The sequence below is a fragment of the Rhodococcus sp. MTM3W5.2 genome (assembly GCF_001984015.1).
Lineage (GTDB): Bacteria > Actinomycetota > Actinomycetes > Mycobacteriales > Mycobacteriaceae > Rhodococcus_G > Rhodococcus_G oryzae.
Genome location: NZ_CP019572.1, coordinates 4,841,835 through 4,858,361 on the forward strand (window position 1 = coordinate 4,841,835; position 16,527 = coordinate 4,858,361).

13 protein-coding genes and 4 pseudogenes are annotated in these 16,527 nt (G+C 69.4%); 6 read left to right on the plus strand and 11 right to left on the minus strand.

Translation table 11 applies throughout. The annotated features are described in order from the left end of the window. The first annotated feature begins 17 nt into the window (after positions 1 to 17). Positions 18 to 664, plus strand: a pseudogene (locus tag BTZ20_RS22080) (MBL fold metallo-hydrolase). 90 nt (positions 665 to 754) lie between these two features. Continuing rightward, positions 755 to 2,376, plus strand: a pseudogene (locus BTZ20_RS22085) (long-chain fatty acid--CoA ligase). Positions 2,377 to 2,445: 69 nt separating this feature from the next. Here the strand turns inward: BTZ20_RS22085 and BTZ20_RS22090 are convergent. The 5 genes and pseudogenes from BTZ20_RS22090 to BTZ20_RS22110 all read right to left on the minus strand — a co-directional run bounded on the left by BTZ20_RS22090 (position 2,446) and on the right by BTZ20_RS22110 (position 7,948). Further along, positions 2,446 to 3,918, minus strand: a complete 1,473-nt coding sequence (locus tag BTZ20_RS22090) for a cellulase family glycosylhydrolase (protein WP_077042825.1) — start codon at positions 3,916 to 3,918, stop codon at positions 2,446 to 2,448. 65 nt (positions 3,919 to 3,983) lie between these two features. Then, positions 3,984 to 6,134 carry a phosphocholine-specific phospholipase C gene (locus tag BTZ20_RS22095; protein WP_083742788.1) on the minus strand — a complete coding sequence of 717 codons (2,151 nt, stop codon included), beginning with the start codon at positions 6,132 to 6,134 and terminating at the stop codon, positions 3,984 to 3,986. A 167-nt stretch (positions 6,135 to 6,301) separates the two neighbouring features. Further along, positions 6,302 to 7,006: a DUF2334 domain-containing protein gene (locus BTZ20_RS22100; RefSeq protein WP_077042827.1), complete on the minus strand. Its 705-nt coding sequence runs from the start codon at positions 7,004 to 7,006 to the stop codon at positions 6,302 to 6,304. 77 nt (positions 7,007 to 7,083) lie between these two features. Then, positions 7,084 to 7,511: pseudogene (locus tag BTZ20_RS22105) on the minus strand (cupin domain-containing protein). A 68-nt stretch (positions 7,512 to 7,579) separates the two neighbouring features. Further along, a complete protein-coding gene (locus BTZ20_RS22110) occupies positions 7,580 to 7,948 on the minus strand; it encodes a DUF4267 domain-containing protein (protein ID WP_077042828.1) in 369 nt (122 codons plus the stop codon). Positions 7,949 to 8,028: 80 nt separating this feature from the next. Here BTZ20_RS22110 and BTZ20_RS22115 point away from each other — a divergent pair, with 80 nt between their 5' ends. Further along, positions 8,029 to 8,595, plus strand: a complete 567-nt coding sequence (locus BTZ20_RS22115) for a TetR/AcrR family transcriptional regulator (protein ID WP_077042829.1) — start codon at positions 8,029 to 8,031, stop codon at positions 8,593 to 8,595. A gap of 54 nt (positions 8,596 to 8,649) precedes the next feature. Here BTZ20_RS22115 and BTZ20_RS22120 read toward each other — a convergent pair whose 3' ends face one another. Beyond that, positions 8,650 to 9,141 carry a glutathione peroxidase gene (locus BTZ20_RS22120; RefSeq protein WP_077042830.1) on the minus strand — a complete coding sequence of 164 codons (492 nt, stop codon included), beginning with the start codon at positions 9,139 to 9,141 and terminating at the stop codon, positions 8,650 to 8,652. After that, positions 9,138 to 10,559 (minus strand): cation:dicarboxylate symporter family transporter, encoded by a 1,422-nt coding sequence (locus BTZ20_RS22125; protein ID WP_077042831.1) that lies wholly within the window; start codon positions 10,557 to 10,559, stop codon positions 9,138 to 9,140. Before BTZ20_RS22125 ends, BTZ20_RS22120 begins: the two co-directional genes overlap by 4 nt. Before the next feature lie 123 nt (positions 10,560 to 10,682). Here BTZ20_RS22125 and BTZ20_RS22130 point away from each other — a divergent pair. Together BTZ20_RS22130 and BTZ20_RS22135 are read left to right on the plus strand one after the other, a co-directional pair. Continuing rightward, positions 10,683 to 12,250, plus strand: a pseudogene (locus BTZ20_RS22130) (ATP-binding protein). Beyond that, entirely contained in the window at positions 12,247 to 12,936 is a 690-nt protein-coding gene (locus BTZ20_RS22135; protein ID WP_077042832.1) for a response regulator, read from the plus strand. The pseudogene BTZ20_RS22130 and the gene BTZ20_RS22135 overlap by 4 nt, the downstream one beginning before the upstream one ends. Before the next feature lie 4 nt (positions 12,937 to 12,940). On the opposite strand, the gene BTZ20_RS22140 is transcribed toward BTZ20_RS22135, so the two are convergent. The 4 genes from BTZ20_RS22140 to BTZ20_RS22150 are packed head-to-tail and all read right to left on the minus strand — an operon-like array spanning position 12,941 to position 15,799. Continuing rightward, complete coding sequence (locus BTZ20_RS22140) at positions 12,941 to 13,768, minus strand: NAD-dependent epimerase/dehydratase family protein (RefSeq protein ID WP_223263468.1); 828 nt, start codon at positions 13,766 to 13,768, stop codon at positions 12,941 to 12,943. After that, entirely contained in the window at positions 13,678 to 13,905 is a 228-nt protein-coding gene (locus tag BTZ20_RS28600) for an NAD-dependent epimerase/dehydratase family protein (RefSeq protein ID WP_223263469.1), read from the minus strand. Before BTZ20_RS28600 ends, BTZ20_RS22140 begins: the two co-directional genes overlap by 91 nt. Further along, on the minus strand, positions 13,902 to 14,969 hold the full coding sequence (locus tag BTZ20_RS22145) for a dihydrodipicolinate reductase (protein WP_077042833.1): 1,068 nt from the start codon (positions 14,967 to 14,969) through the stop codon (positions 13,902 to 13,904). The genes BTZ20_RS28600 and BTZ20_RS22145 overlap by 4 nt, the downstream gene beginning before the upstream one ends. Before the next feature lie 47 nt (positions 14,970 to 15,016). Then, a complete protein-coding gene (locus tag BTZ20_RS22150; RefSeq protein WP_077043901.1) occupies positions 15,017 to 15,799 on the minus strand; it encodes an SDR family oxidoreductase in 783 nt (260 codons plus the stop codon). 85 nt (positions 15,800 to 15,884) lie between these two features. Between BTZ20_RS22150 and BTZ20_RS22155 the strand changes: the two genes are divergently transcribed. Then, positions 15,885 to 16,526, plus strand: a complete 642-nt coding sequence (locus BTZ20_RS22155) for a TetR/AcrR family transcriptional regulator (RefSeq protein ID WP_077042834.1) — start codon at positions 15,885 to 15,887, stop codon at positions 16,524 to 16,526. The last annotated feature ends 1 nt before the right edge of the window (position 16,527 follow it).

A 16,527-nucleotide genomic window follows, 5' to 3' on the forward strand; every position in this document is an offset into this window, starting at 1 on the left:
GGCGCATACTCGAACCCATGCGACTGACCCACTTCGGCCACTCCTGCGTGCTCGCCGAGATCGACGGGGCAACCGTCCTGTTCGACCCCGGCAACTTCTCGCACGGCTTCGAGGGCATCACCGGCCTTGACGCCATCCTCATCACCCACCAGCATCCCGACCACGCCGACCCGGCGCGGCTGCCCGCCCTGGTCGAGGCGAACCCGGGGCGGCGCTGTACGCGGATCCGCAGACGGCGGGGCAGCTCGGCGGCCGATGGACGGCTGTGCACGCGGGCGACTCGTTCGCCATCGGCGACGTCCAGGTCACCGGGGTCGGCGGGCGGCACGCGGTGATCCACCCGGAGATCCCGGTGATCGACAACACCGGCTACCTCCTCGGCGATCCGGCCGCGCCCGCGCGGCTGCTGCACCCGGGCGATGCCCTGTTCGTGCCCGAGCAGCAGGTCGACGTGCTGGCCATCCCCGCCGTCGCGCCGTGGATGAAGATCTCCGAGACCGTCGACTACCTGCGGGCTGTCGCGCCGCGGGTCGCGGTGCCGATCCACCAGGGCATCATCAACGACCCCGCGACCGGCATCTACTACGGCCGACTGCGCGAGATGGGGCCCGTCGGAACCGAGTTCCTGGTGCTGCCGGCCGAGTCCGGCACCGAGGTGAGCTGACCCGCCGCGGCGGCCATGGGGCGGACGAGCACCGGCACGGCAGGGTGACTACGGTCACAGTCATCAGTCGCCGTCACACAGGAGTCACACATGCTGAGCACGATGCAAGACGCCCCGCTGTCGATCGCCCAACTGCTTCGGCACGGGAGCACGGTGCACGGCGCGGCGGAGGTGGTGACGTGGACCGCGTCGGGCCCCCGCCGCACCTCCTACGCCGAGGTGGGTAGGCGTTGCGCGGCGCTGGCGCACGCCCTGCGCGGCCTCGGTGTCACCGGCGACCAGCGGGTCGCGACGTTCATGTGGAACAACTCCGAGCACCTCGAGGCATACCTTGCGGTGCCGTCGATGGGCGCGGTCCTGCACACGCTGAACATCCGACTGTTCCCGGAGCAGCTGGTGCACGTGGCCAACCACGCCGAAGACCACGTGATCATCGTCGATCCGTCCCTCGTCCCACTGCTGGCGCCGCAGCTGCCACAGCTGACCACCGTCAAGCACGTGATCGTCACCGGCTCCTCCACCGCCGGGCTCGAGGCCCCGAGGGGGTGCAGGTGCACACCTACGAGGGCCTGATCGAGGGCCGGCCGGGCGAGTTCGACTGGCCGGAGGTCGACGAGCGCAGCGCCGCGGCGATGTGTTACACCTCCGGCACCACCGGTGACCCGAAAGGTGTTGTCTACTCGCACCGTTCGATCTACCTGCATTCGATGCAGGTGTGCATGTCCGACGGCCCGAACCTCGCACAGGGCGACCGCGCACTGGCGGTTGTGCCGCAGTTCCACGCCATGTCCTGGGGCCTGCCGTACGCCGCGTTCATGATCGGCGCCTCGCTGATCATGCCGGACCGCTTCCTGCAGCCCGCCCCGCTCGCCGAGCTGATCGCCGCCGAGAAGCCCACCCTCGCCGCCGCGGTGCCCACCATCTGGCAGGGCCTGCACCTGCACCTCGAGCACCACCCGCAGGACATCTCCTCGATGCGGGAGGTGCTGATCGGCGGATCCGCGGTGCCGCCCGCCCTCATGCACACCTTCGAGGACGAGCACAGCGTCTCGGTGCTGCACGCCTGGGGCATGACCGAGACCTCCCCGCTGGGTTCGGTGGCCCGTCCGCCCGCAGGCACCACCGGCGAGGAGATGTGGAAGTACCGCTACACCCAGGGCCGGTTCCCCGCCTCCGTGCAGGCCCGCCTCGTCGGCGACGACGGTGCCGTCCTCCCCAACGACGGCACTTCCGTCGGCGAGCTCGAGGTCCGCGGACCCTGGATCACCGCGTCCTACTACGGGGTCGACGCGGCGGACAAGTTCGACAAGGGCTGGCTCAGGACCGGCGACGTCGGATCGATCACGCCCGACGGCTACCTCAGCCTCTCGGACCGCTCGAAGGACATCATCAAGTCCGGCGGCGAGTGGATCTCCTCGGTCGACCTGGAGAACGCCGTGATGGGACACCCCTCCGTCGCCGAGGCCGCTGTCATCGGCGTGCCCGACGAGAAGTGGGACGAACGCCCCCTGGTCGCGGTGGTGCTGCGCGAGGGCGCCACGACGACCGTCGCGGAGCTGCAGCAGTTCCTGGCGGGCAAGGTCGCCAAGTGGCAGGTGCCGGAGAACTGGACTCTGATCGACGCGGTCCCGAAGACCAGCGTCGGCAAGTTCGACAAGAAGCGCCTGCGCGCCGACTATCACGACGGTGGGCTGAAGGTCACCCGACTCTGATCGTCTGAACGGGGCGCGACCCATCGGGTCGCGCCCCGTTTTCGTGCGCCGGTGCCGCTGCAACCGGGATCAGGCTGCAGGCGTCACCGTGACGGTCGCGCTACTTGCGCCGGTTGCGGTCCGGACGGTGAGCAGTCGGCTCTGCCGATTCCAGTCCACGACGTCCGCGCCCTCGACCTTGACGTCGCCGGGGAATCCGCTCTTGGGCAGGTAGATCTCGGTGGGTGCCGTGACCGCGGGGTCGGGGTGCAGCGTCAGCTGTAGGCGGTCAACAGCCGACGACCAATCGGTTGGCGTGCCCGCCACAGCACGCGGGTACGGCTTGTTCAGGGTGCCGACGAGCAGCGTCCGCGTGCCGTCGGGCAGGTACGGGCCCCATGGTCCTGGATCGCTGGACCAGTACGAGACTCCCGCCCCGAGTTCTCGGGCGGTCCCGTAGACGCGATCGAGGTAATCACGGGCGCCGGGCAGCGTGGTGTCGAGGCCGAACTCGCCGACGATGATCGGTGCGCCGCCGAGTACGGTGCCCGCGATGTGCTCGACGCTGGCGCGCCAGGCGGCGATGGTCGCGTCGGTGAGGGTGCGCGACACACCCGAGTACCCGTCACCGATGTCGAGGGGAAGCGGGTAGAGGTGCGGGCAGTAGGCGATTCGCTGCTCGCCGGCGCGGGGGTCGTCGATCTTGGTGAGCCCGCTGGGGATTCCCTGGTTGACGCCGACCGCCTGCGGGGCCACACACACCCAGCTGTCCTGGTCGACTTGGCGAATGGCGTCGGTGGTCCGCTGATACAGCGAGGCGAGCGGTCCGGACTCGAACGCCGAACCCTGCATGGAGCCTCCCCACGGCTCGTTCATCAGGTCGTACGCAACGACGGCGTCGTTGGCCGCGAACCGCTCGGCAACCGCCCGCCACGTGTTCGCGTAGTGCTCCATGAGTTCGGGGTGCTTGCCGGTGGTGTTCCAGAAGTTGTCGAATGCCCGCGTCACGCCGGGCTCGAGGTACAACAACTCCCACCGGTCCTGCTTTCCGACCGGGAGCCCGTCCGTGTACGTCGCCCATTCCGGCGCGCCGTTGCCGATGTTTCCGGCGCCGTTGCCGGCATTGCCCTCGGGAGTGATCGCACCCGAGTACACGTCCTGGTGCATGTCGAGCATCACCTTGTAGCCGCGCTCGGCGTACCAGCTGACCCGATCCTCGACGCGATCCAGGTACGCCTGGTCGTACTGTCCCGGAGCGGGTTCCACCGAGCGCCACGAGATCAGGAAGCGCACGAAGTTCGTTCCCATGTCGGCATGCTCGCGTTCGAGGTCCGCCTCGGTGAACTTCGGCATGCCATCGGGCGCACCCTTTGCGCTCGATGCGGTGTTGAACCCTCGCAGGATCAGGGAGCGGCCGGCATCGTCCTTCAGGTAGGACGGTGCCGACGCGGTGCTGCCACCTCCGCTCCCCGTCGCGGGCAGGCTGCTCCGGGCGGCGGCAACGCCGCCACCCACAGCCAGCGAGCCCGCCATGATCATTGCCAAGAGCCGGATGCGCCGCACAGAACCTCCTAGGACGATTGGTTGAACAAACGTGCCCTTCCCGGGCGTAACGCCCCGTCGCCGACTCAGATCGGTTGGCTGACGCTGGCCCGGCCGTTCTCGATGTGTCCGACGAGACTGCGCCGGAAGTCCGGGTCCTCATCGACGGTCACGGTCGCCTGATACCAGCCGTCGACCGACCGCACCCTCAGCGATTCCCTTCCGCCTGCCGCTAGTCGACGGCGCTGGCCGTCGATCACGACGGTCAGCTCACGCTCCCCGGGGTTCTTCACCGTCAGGTCGAGCGCTCCCGCCGCCGCATCGACCCTGGTGGACAGTTCGAGCGCGGCCGCCGCACCGTCGGTCGAGCCTGCGAACTCTCTCCTGAAACCGTTGGGGCCCAATAGGGTCAGGCTGTAACGCGGACCGGGGAGAGCGACGGTGTCGTCTGCCTCACCGCGGACGTCGTAGTGCCGCGGCGCGTCGAACTCACCGGCGTAGGGGTACAGGGCGAGATGTGCCGAGGCGGCACCGGCATTGACCAGACGCACCGTCAGCGAACGAGCACCAGGGTCCACCGTCGCAGACGCGTCGGGCTGGTACGGCAGCGCCCTGGCGGGTCGGCTTCCACTCTCCTGCAGCGGCATTCGCTGCAGGGCAGGCGGAGTCGGCGTCCACCTCGGCTCCAGCGGCGGGGTGGGCCGCGGGCGGGCGACGTTCGGCCGACTGCGCGGGTTGGCGAAGTCGAAGGCCGAGGTCAGGTCCCCACTGACCGTGCGTCGCCACGGGTCGATCTCCGGTTGCGTGATCCCGAATCGCTTCTCCAGGAACTGGTTCACCGACGTGTGGTCGAACACCTGCGAACACACGAACCCGCCAACGGTCCATGGCGAGATGATCGTCATCGGTACCCGAGGCCCGAGACCGAGGGGCTGACCGGCCACCCACTCCGAGCCGACCGAGAGCGGCGGGCGCGGCGGCGGAACGTGGTCGAAGTAGCCGTCGTTCTCGTCGAAGTTGACGATCACGGCGGTCTTCGCCCAGAGATCCGGGTCGGAGGCGATGGCGTCGAGCACCTGGTACAGCAGCGTCGCGCTCGCCGCAGGCGACGATCCGGACGGATGCTCCGAATCGACCTCGGACGGAACCAGATAGCTGACCTGCGGCAGCTTGCCCGACTCGACGTCCTTGCGGAACTCGGCGGCAAGGGTGCCCGGCCGCGACCGGTACAGCGCACGGTCGTACAGCTGCCGGTCGGCCGGGGACAGCTGGCCGACGGCGGCCTCGAGGGCGCGGATCGCCACGTCCTGGGCAGCGGGCGGCAACTCGGGCAGCGCGAGGTAGAAGCCTGCCAGCGTCTGCAGCTCGTACGGGACAAGGCCGGGGTTCCCCAGCAGGTGGGCACCGACCTTCTTGAAGGTGGTGAAGTACTCGAGGTTGTTGTCTCCGAAGTTGTCCCACTCCTGGTACGTCTTCCAGGAGATGCCTGCGGCCTGCAGCCGCTCCGGGACAGTGGTCCACCCGTAGCCGGCGTGCCAGGGGTCGTAGGCGGCGTTGGTGACAGCGCGCCCCTCCGGACCCGGCTCCGACGACCCGGCCGGCCCCGCCGACCCGGTCAACCCGGCCGCCCCGGCCGGGAGCAGGCCGGCGGGTTCGAATCCGGTGTACCCGGACACCCAGTAGTTGCGGTTCGGGCTGGTCGACGTCGGCACCGAGCAGTGGTACGCGTCGCAGATCGTGAAGGCGTCCGCGAGCTCGTAGTGGAACGGGATGTCCTGGCGGTCGTAGTAGGCCATCGTCGTGCCCGTCTTCGCCGCGATCCAGCCGTCGTGCCAGCCGTCGGCAAGGGACTGGTGTCCGCCCTCCCAGCTGTGGTCGAGCCCGGTGACGTTCTGGGTGTCCATCCGCTGGGCGGCGGCGGAGTCCCGGATCGGGAACGGGAGCACCGGACCGTTCGGGCCCGGCTGCTCGAATACGGAGGCTCCGGTCCGCAACCGCAACGAGTTGGGGTCACCGAATCCGCGTACGCCGCGCAACATTCCGTAGTAGTGGTCGAACGACCGGTTCTCCTGCATGATCAGGACGACGTGCTCGACCGACTCGAGTCCTCCCGGGCGGGCCGGCGTAGCCAGCGCACGCTGCAGCGACGGCGGCAGCATCGAGGTGGCGGCGACAGCGGCGGCCGCGCCGGCGCCGGCAGCAAGAAACCCCCGCCGGGAGAGAGATTTCCGGGTCACGTGACCTCCACTGTCCGATTGGTCCATACGTCAAACGAATCGGACACTAGACCAAACGTCCAGTTGGCGTGGCAGATCTCGAACTAATAGCGGAGATTACGCGGCCGTGGCATACGTCGGAGGGCCTCGCCCAACAAACTCAACCGCGGACCAGCGGTGGGACCGACTCAGGCCACCCGTGACCCGGAACCCCTGTCCTGCCAGCGGTATCCGGTCGGCTGCGCGCCGTGGTGCAGCGACAGGTCGACGGCGTCGAGCAGGGCCTGCCGCGGGCCGGACCGCCCGAGCTGCTTGGCGGAGATCGCGAGGCGAACCACCCCGCCGCGACGGGCGGCCCGGCCCGCGCCCAGCACCAGCGCCCGGCACCACCAGGGCTCCGCCCGGAAACCCTCGCCGACACCGAGAACCCGGGCCCGTACCACCGTGCCGCGCTCGAGGTCGTGGATGCCCGTGGCCCCGGCGAGCAGCCGGAACCCGGTGCGGGGCAGCGCGGCCACCGCGCCGGGCGAGGCCAGCCAGCGGGGCGCGGCGAACACGCGCGTGCGCAGCCCGGTCTCCTCCATCACCCGGTCCGCGGCCAGCAACCGCAGCGCGGCCTCGTGCTCGGGCAGGGCCGCGAACTCGGCGCGGCGCTTCTTGGTGGCGGCCTGGTCGTATCCGTGCAGCACGATGGCGTCGCCGCCCGCCTGCCGCCGCCGCAGCCAGACCTGGGTGTCCTCGTCGCGGACCAGCCGGTACTTGTCCTTCAAGCGCGGGGCGACGAGCAGCGAGAGCGGCACCCCGCGCTCGTCCATCTCCCGAGCGAAGTCGGCGGCGAGGTCCCTGGTCTCCACCCGGATCCCCGAGAGCGACACGATCAGCTGTCCGGCCATACGCCAAGGGTGGCACCCGAAGATGTACGGCCGCTGACGCCGACGTGAGCATTCGGCGAGCACCACTGCAGCCGAACCTACTGGCGGTCGCGCGACCCGTTGCGGTCCTCCCACCACTGCGGCGCATCGACGAAGTGGTTGTCGTACTCCTCCTGGGCGGGTGCGAGCTCCTCCACCGACGCCTCCCCCGCCTGGATCCTCGCGAGCAGCCGGAAGTACTCGAACCGCTGCACCCCGGGGTCAGCACGATCAGCACCCGGGCCGCGGAGTCCGGCGTCGCGCCGAACGCATGCGGCATGAGCTTGGGCACCACGAGGGATCCGCCCGCAGCCACGGTCACGATCTCGTCGCCTGCCATCACGCGCAGCTCGCCGTCGAGGACATAGAACAGCTCCGAGGATCTGGTGTGGAAGTGCGGGGCTGCGCCGTCCGCCCCGACCCCGAGCCGGACCTCGAGCGAGCTGAGCGCGCCAGCCGTGTCCGAGGCGTCGTACAGCAGGTGCATCGCGGCGCGGTCGTTCCCCACGACCTCGGCCTGGTCCGCCCGGGCCGAGGCCGCGCGCTCCTCGCCGGTCATGCGACCAACAGCCCGGCTGCGGCGATCATCGCGACCGCGGTGGCCCCGTGGACTCCGTACGCGGTCTTGCGCGGACCACCGTTGGTCAACACGATCCACATGTCGCCGAGGGGAATGACGGCCAGCAGCAGCATCAGGAGCGCGAGCTGGTCGCGCGCGGCGAAGGTGAAGACGATCACCAGCAGGCCCGTAACGATGTCGCGAATGCCCTTGACCTGCCACCAGCCGCGCGCTTCCGGCGCCGGGCTGGTGGGCAGACCGAAGCCGGCCGCGTTCTTCGCGTTCTTGCCCATGTAGGCCACACCGATGGTGATGATTCCGAGCGCACCGATCCAGCTGATGACGAGTCCGATCCAGTTCAACATGGCCGAGCCTTTCGTTTGTAGTATTTCTACCAACGTTAGCGTACCGATGAACGCTTGTCTATCAGTGATAGAGTTTTGGCATGGGAGTTCGAGAACGCAAGGAGAGGGAGCGGCAGGATCGCGCGCACAGGATCGTCGAATGCGCTCGGACCATCGCCGAGAAGGAGGGCTGGCCCGCCGTGACCACGCGGCGCCTGGCCGATGAGATCGAGTACAGCCCTCCGGTGCTGTACGGGCACTTCCCGGAGGGCAGGGACGGCATCGTCAGCGCGGTCGCGCTGGCCGGATTCGGGGATTTCACCACGGCCATGCGGCAGGCACTGGAGGACGCCGACGAGGCTGGACGGCTGACGGCGTTCATCCGCGCCTACCTGGACTTCGCGGCGGTCAATCCCGCGACCTACGAGGCCATGTTCTCGATGCGACTGGGGGTGCGGTTCGCACACGAATCGACCCCGCCGGAACTACGGGCCGGATTCGAGACGCTGGTGTCGGCGATCGGAGGCAGTTCGACCGGCGACGCCGGGACCAGGGCCGAGGTCTTCTGGAGCGCGCTGCACGGGATGTGCGTGCTCACGCGCGGGCAGCGGCTCGCGCCGGACAACGAGGCCGCGCGCGTCGAGCGGCTCGCCGCACTGTTCGGGTGAACGCGAGAAGGCGGTCACGCACCAGGTGCGTGACCGCCTTCGTCGGCTGCGTTGCTACTTCGGCAGCACGGCCTCGATGGCCGCGACGACCTCGGGCGCATCCGGAACGGTTGTCGGGCGGAAGCGGTTCGCCACGGTGCCGTCGGGCGCGAGCAGGAACTTCTCGAAGTTCCACTGCACGTCGCCTGCCGCGCCCTCGGCGTCGGCGGCCTTGGTGACCTCGGCGTACAGCGGGTGCCTGCCCTCGCCGTTGACCTCGATCTTCTCCAGCAGCGGGAACGAGACACCGTAGGTCGTCGAGCAGAAGGTCTCGATCTCCTCGGCGGTGCCGGGCTCCTGCCCCATGAACTGGTTGCAGGGCACGCCGACCACGGTGAGGCCGCGGTCCGCGTAGTCCTTTGCCAGCTGCTCGAGCGCCGTGTACTGCGGCGTGAGCCCGCACTTGGAGGCGACATTGACCAGCAGGATCGCGTTGCCGTCGTAGGCGCCGAGCGAGGTCGGGGCCCCGCCGAGGGTGTTGATCTCGATGTTCAGGGGGTTCGTCATGAGGCCAACGGTACGGGAACTCGTGCGGCGCCGACCTTCTCGCTGCCATCGTGCGGGACGGCGATCGGACCGTCCTCGGGCAGGTGATCGTCCACCATGGTCGTCTCGTCGAACGGCAGCTTCCCGTCCAGCACCGTCCGCACCCGCGACGCGTCGACGGTGCGCGTCCAGGTCCCGATCAGCAGGGTGGCCACCGCGTTGCCGGAGAAGTTGGTGACCGCGCGGGCCTCGGACATGAACCGGTCGATGCCGACGATCAGCCCGACGCCGTCGAGCAGTTCCGGCCGATGGCTCTGCAGCCCACCGGCGAGGGTCGCCAGGCCCGCCCCGCTGACGCCCGCAGCACCCTTCGACGCGATGATCATGAACACCAGCAGGGAGAGCTGTTCTGGGATCGCGAGCGGCTGCCCCATCGCGTCGGCGATGAAGATCGACGCCATGGTCAGGTAGATGGCGGTGCCGTCGAGGTTGAAGGAGTACCCGGTGGGCACCACGATGCCGACGGTGGTGCGCTGCACCCCGACGTGCTCCATCTTCGCGATCAGCCGCGGCAGCGCCGACTCGGAGGAGGAGGTCGCGAAGATCAGCAGGTATTCCCGGGCCAGGTAGCGGACCAGCTTGAAGATCGAGAACCCGGACACCGCCCGCAGCATCAGGCCGAGCACACCGAAGACGAAGATCGCGCAGGTGATGTAGAAGCCGACCATCAGCGTGCCCAGCTGCACGACGGCGCCGAGACCGGTCTGGCCGACCACGTTCGCGATGGCCCCGAAGGCACCGATGGGCGCCAGCCACAGGATCATCGCCAGGATCCGGAACACCAACTTCTGGACGTAGCCGATCCCGCGCAGGATCGGTTCGCCCTGCTTGCCCATGGACTGCAGCCCGAACCCGACCAGCAGCGCCACGAACAGCGTCTGCAACACGCTGCCGACCGTGAGAGAGGACAGCAGCGACGTCGGGATGATCCCGGCGATGAAGTCCATGGTGCCGCCCGCGCCGTGCGCCTTCTCGGCGAGGTCCGCGCCGGCCGAGGAGGTCGCGGCGCTCAGGTGCAGTCCGCTACCGGGGTCGAGCAGGTTGCCGACGAGCAGGCCGATACCGAGCGCGACCGTTGACATCCCGAGGAAGTAGGCCAGTGCCAGCCCGCCGACCTTGCCGACGCTGGCCGCCGCCTTCACCGAGCCGATGCCCAGCACGATCGTGCAGAAGATGACCGGGCTGATCATCATCTTGATCAGGCTGATGAACAGGGTGCCGAGCACCCCGAGGGACTTGCCCAATTCCGGTGCGAGCCAGCCGACGAGCACACCGGCGACCACTGCGACGATCACTCCCAGGTACAGCCAATGGGTCCGGTCACGCTTGCCCGCGGTCGGCGGTGGTGGCGTATCGTCCCGCTTCGAATCGATGGTCATGACTGGTCCTCTTGACTGCCTCTCAAGGAAGTGAGCTGCATCACTTCGCCTCATGAAGAATGGTGTAGCGCGCCGCGACGGCAGTCACGGTTGCGTGCATTTCGTTCACGAGAGGACGGACGAATGATCAGGTCCCGACGGCGCGCGAGTCTCGCCGGCCAGGTGTTGGTGCTGCAGCTGTTGGTGCTGGCCGTGGTCGTGCTGACCGGCAGCGTGGTGACGATTCTCGACGAGCGACGCGACGCCGACGCGGCCACCGAGCGCGAGGTGACGGCGGTCGCCGAGTCGATCGCCTGGGCCGATTCGACGGCGGCGGGGCTGCTCTCCCCCGACCCCAGCGCGGCGCTGCAGCCGCAGACCGAGCGGATCCGACTGGCCACCGGCATCGATTTCATCGTCGTGATGGCGCCGGACCGCACCCGGTATACGCACACCAATCCCGCCCTGATCGGGCAGCCGTTCAGCGGCCACATCGAGCGCGCGCTGGCGGGCGAGACCTTCACGGAGACCTACGCCGGATCGCTCGGCCCGTCGATCCGCGCGGTGACACCGGTGTACGCCGGGGGCCGCATCGTCGGGCTGGTGGCGGCGGGCGTCACCAGGGAGAAGATCAGCGACCAGTTCCTGCGCGGGCTGCCGCTGCTGCTCGCGGTGACGGCCGTTGCCCTCGTCGTGGCGGCCCTCGGCTCGGTCCTGCTCAGCAGGCGACTGCGCCGCCAGACGCTCGGCCTCGCCCCCGCCGAGCTGCGCACCCTCTACGAACACCACGACGCGGTGCTGCACTCGATCGGCGAGGGTCTGCTCGTCTTCGACGCGGGTTCGGACGTCGCCGAGGTGGTCAACGACGAGGCGCGACGCCTGTTGACGCTGCCCGACGGCCCGGTCACCCGCGCGCAGCTGCCGGAGTCGCTGCGAACCATGGGGCCGGGCCCGGTGAAGGACGAGGTCCACCTGACCGGGGACCGCGTGCTCGTGGTGAACCAGGATCCGGTGTCCTTCGATGGCCGGATGATCGGCACCGTGACCACCCTGCGCGATCACACCGAACTGCAGAGCATCACCGGTGAACTCGATTCCGTGCGACTGTTCACCGAGTCGCTCCGCTCCCAGGCGCACGAGTCGGCGAACCGGCTGCACACCGTCGTCACCATGGTCGAACTCGGCCGCACCGAGGAGGCCGTCGCGTTCGCCACGGCCGAGCTCGCGCTGTCGCAGCAGCTCATCGACCGGTTGACCACGGCCATCGCGGAGCCGGCCCTGGCGGCCCTGCTGTTGGGCAAGGTGAACCAGGCCGCCGAGCGTGGGGTCGACCTCACGGTCACCGATGACACCGCGCTGCCTGCCACCGGCCCCCTCACCGCCCGCGAATTGGTCACGCTCGTGGGCAATCTCGTCGACAACGCCATCGACGCGGCCGGCGCGGACGCCGGGGACGAGCGGCCGTGGGTGGAGGTCACGCTGCGGTCCGACGGCCCCGAGCTCAGCGTCCGGGTCGCGGACAGCGGACCGGGGATGTCCCCGAGGCACTGGAGCGGGCCACCGCGCGGGGATACTCGACCAAGTCCGATCAACGCGGGCTCGGCCTGGCGCTGGTGATGCAGGTGGTCACCCGGCACGGCGGCACCATCAGCGCCGAGATGACCTACGGTTCGGTGGTCCTCGTCCGCATCCCCCTCGGAGACACCGAATGATCCGCGTACTGGTCGTCGAGGACGAGCCCCTCATCGCGGAGGCGCACCGCACCTACGTCGGCCGGGTGCCAGGGTTCACGGTGCACTCGGTGGTGCACACCGGCGGCGCAGCGGTCCGGGCGGTCGCCGCGGCCAACGCCACCGACGAGCCGATCGACCTGATCCTGCTCGACCTCGGGCTGCCCGACGGCAGCGGCCTCGACGTCGCGGCCGCGCTCGGCGGGGTGCGGCCGACCCCCGACATCATCGCGATCACCTCGGCCCGCGACCTGTCGATGGTCCGCGCGGCCGTCGCGCAGGGCGTCGTGCTGTACCTGCTCAAGCCGTTCACCTTCGCGGCCTTCCGGGACAAGCTCGAGCGGTACCTCGAGTTCCGCCGGGCGCTGCCGACCGGCGAAAAGGCGGTCAGCCAGCGGGACGTGGACCGCGCGATGGCCGTCCTACGGAGCGCCGATGAGCGCTCGTCCGCACCGAAAGGTGTTGCACCGCAGACCCTGCAGGAGATCTCCTCGGCAGTGCGAGCCTCGGAATCCGGCGTGAACGCCTCACAGGCGGCGGAGGCCGCAGGCGTCTCCCGGGTCACCGCCTGGCGGTATCTCGAGCGGATGGCCGAGGACGGACTGGTGGACCGGCACACGGAGTACGGGCGCGCGGGCAGGCCGCAGGTGCGCTACGTCTGGCGCTGACGCCTCACCGCGGCGCGGCGGGCACCCGTGTTGGGCCCGCATAGGGACTCATCCGCAGCATGGCCCGCCGCGCGAACGGCCTGGCGAGCGGCATCAGGTGCCGCCGCCACCCGAGGGTCGCGGCGATGTCCGAGACGATGTCGTCGAAGACGCGGCGCTGGTAGCCCAGCAGTCGCTGACCGGCCGCCGTGTCCACCCAGTCGGTGGCGTAGACCTTGCCGCTGAACGCATCGTCCGGCAGCATGTCCAGGCCCATCGCGCCCAGCATCTCGGTCAGGAACTGGCGATAGGTGATCTGACAGCCCGCGCCGCCGCCGAGGAACAACACCCGTCCCCACACCGCCGGGGTCTCGAGGGCGTTCGCGACCGCGACCGCGGCGTCGGCGGGGTGCAGCACCTCGATCCGGTTCTCCAGGCCGATCTCGAACATGATCGGGTCCGGCTTGCGCAGCCCCAGGATCGGGACATCCGCGAAGCGGGGGATGAACCAGTCCAGGCCGGACTCCCGCACCATGTCCTCGCCCTCGATCTTGTGCGCCGTGTACGCATCGGTGGCGACCCGCGGATCGTCAACCCGCCGCGGCGGGTCCCGGTCCAGCGTGTGACCGTGCACGTCGAAGGTGGAGGCGAACAACAGCTTCGGCGGACGCGGCTGCGCCAGGCACGCGTCGACGACATTGCGGGTGCCGTCCACGTTGATCTGCCTGGCCAGCTCCGGATCGAGCTCGCTCGCGGGCGGGATCATCGCCGCCAGGTGCAGCACCACCTCGACGCCCGCGACGGCCGCCGCGACCACCTCGGCGTCCCGGATGTCGCCCCACACCGTGTCCACCCCGCGAACCCGCGCGCCCGGCGCCGGTCCTCGGGGGTGTCGAGGGCGAGACATCGCACCCGGTGACCGCGGGCCAGCAACTCGGCCAGCACGTGCGAGCCGATGTTGCCGAACGCGCCGGTCAGCAGGAGGTTCATGATCGGATGGTGCCCCTGCCTGCGATCAGCGGCAAGTCGAGCGCGGAGAGCAGGCCGGGCTTGGCGTCGCCAAGGAACGGGATCGCGTTGATGGCGCGCATCCCGGTCGCCAGACAACCACCGGTGATCGGGTTGTCATCCTGTTCGCCGCGGAACACGGTCTCCTGGGTGATGTTCGGGCTGCCCTTGATGATCACCCGGTACACGTCGTTGTCCACCGAGGTGGCCCGCGGCCAGTGGGTGGCCGCGTCGTTGGTGATCCGGTTGACGTGCTCGATGACGATCTTCGCCTCGTCGCCCACCCAGCCGCGGATCTCGAATCGCACCGCGGCGCAGTGGCCGGGTTCGATGACGCCGAACTTGTACTCGATCGGCTCGGTGGCCGCCCACTTCTCGTAGACGGTGTCGATCCGGTCCAGCTTCACCCCCACCGCATCGGCGATCATCGGGATGGTGTGGCCCCAGGCGAAGATCAGGACCTCCGGGATCTCCAGCACCGCAGCCTGCTCGATCGGCGCGCCGATACCCATGGTGGGGCCGTAGTCACCCTCGTAGGTGGCGTAGTCCAGCAGTTCCTGCACCCGCACGCTGTCGACCCGGCCGCAGACGCCCATCAGGGTCATCGGGAACAGGTCGTTGGCGAACCCGGGGTCGATTCCCGTGGTAAAGCAGGACTTTCCGCTCTCCTGACAGGCCTGCTCAAGCGCGACCTTCATCTCCGGCGGGCACGGCTCGGGGTAGACCAACGGCGTCATCGAGGTGGACACCACGTGCTTGCCGGAGCGCAGCGCCGCCGTCATGTTGTCGATGTTCTGCACCGCGTACTCCGCGGTCGGACCGTAGTAGGCCACCGCGTCGGCCTCGACGGCGAGGGCCGCCTCGAAATCTGTTGTGGCGGACAGCCCTACCGGATCGACACCGATCAGGGTGCCGACATCGACGCCGTCCTTGGCGGGGTCGTGCACGATGACGCCGACCAGCTCGAAGGCCGGGTGATCGATCAGCTCACGGATGACCAGCTTGCCGACGACGCCGGTTCCCCAGACGATGACCTTGTGCTTCATGCCTTGCTGCCTCTCAAAGAGTGATGTGCATCAACAGGTTTCACCGATCAGCGGAAGTACTCGCCGGCGTTGACGAACAGGGTCTGGCCGGTGAGCATCCGGGCCCGGTCGGAGGCGAAGAAGACCACCGAGTTGGCCACATCGTCGTCGGCGGGCACCTCGCCGAGCGGCATGTTCTTGGTGATCTCGCCGATGATGGTCTCCTCGGGAACCTTGCGCTCGGCGGCCGCGAGCCCGACGTACAGCTCGACAGGGGGTCCCCACATCCAGGTGGGGACGACGGTGTTGACCCGGATCTTGTACGGGCCGAGCTCCTTCGCCAGCGACCACATCGCCGCATGCAACGCGCCCTTCGACGTGGCGTACGCGGACTGCGGGAGCTGCGGGTGGAACATCGCCTGCGAACCGATCAACACCACCGACCCGCCCCGCTTCTTCAGCTCCGGCAGCGCGGCCTGGGTCAGGGTGAGCGTGCCGATCACGTTGGCGTCGAGCATCGACTTCCATGCGTCCAGGTCGGCGCCCTCCAGCCCGCCGAAGACGTCCTCCTTCGCGGCCACGTTCACCAGGGCGTCCACTCCCCCGAAGCGATCGGCGGCCGTGCGGATCAGCTCACCGCAGGCCTCCTTCTCGAGGATGTCGGTGACCGCGTACGCGACCCGCTCCCCGGTGGGGTCGACCTCCTCGGCGACCGCCTTGAGGTTCGCCTCGGTCCGCGCGCCGAGCACGACGTTCGCGCCGTCGCGGTACGCGGCCAGCGCGATCTCCCGCCCGAGGCCGTTACCGACCCCCGAGACCACGACCGTCTTGCCCTCCAACAGCTCCGCCATGTCAGCTTCCTCCGGTGTGATCCACGTCATTACGTAACGTCGAGTTACGATTTTTGCAACGTAACACCGCGTTACGCTATTCACAATGACTTCTGGCGAAGAGACAGCGGAGAAGGACGGCGAGCGCAGGCGCGGGCGGCCGCGGAATCCGGCGATCGACGACGCCGCGCTGACCGCTGCCAGGGAGCTGCTGGCCGAGACAGGGTGGGACCAGACCACGATGGTGGCGATCGCCGAGCGCGCGGGGGTCGGCAAGCCCGCCCTCTACCGCCGCTGGCCGTCCAAGACGCACCTGGTGTTCGAGGCGATCTTCGGCTGGGTGGACGACGCGACGCCGGTTGCCGACGCCGCCGACCCGGCGGAGTGGATCCGGCGGTCCTGCACGTACACCCTCGAGCTCTTCGGCCGGCCGGAGGTGAAGGCCGCGCTGCCCGGCCTGCTGGCCGCGTTCCGCGACCGCGAGGACCTGCTGACGGCGCTGTGGACCGACTTCGGCGGGCCCGGCGTCGGCATGCTGGCCGACACCCTGCGCCGGGGCGGCGCGGACGACCGGGGCGAGGGAGAACCCGACGCCGCGGCACTGGACGCGCAGGCCACCATGCTGTTCATCGTCGGCGGCAGCATGGTGCTGCGCCTGCTGATGGCGGACGACGAGGCCGAGACTCTCGCCCAGCGAATGCCGGACATCCTCCTCGGCGGTGTGGCCGGGCGCCCCCCTGCCCGGTAGG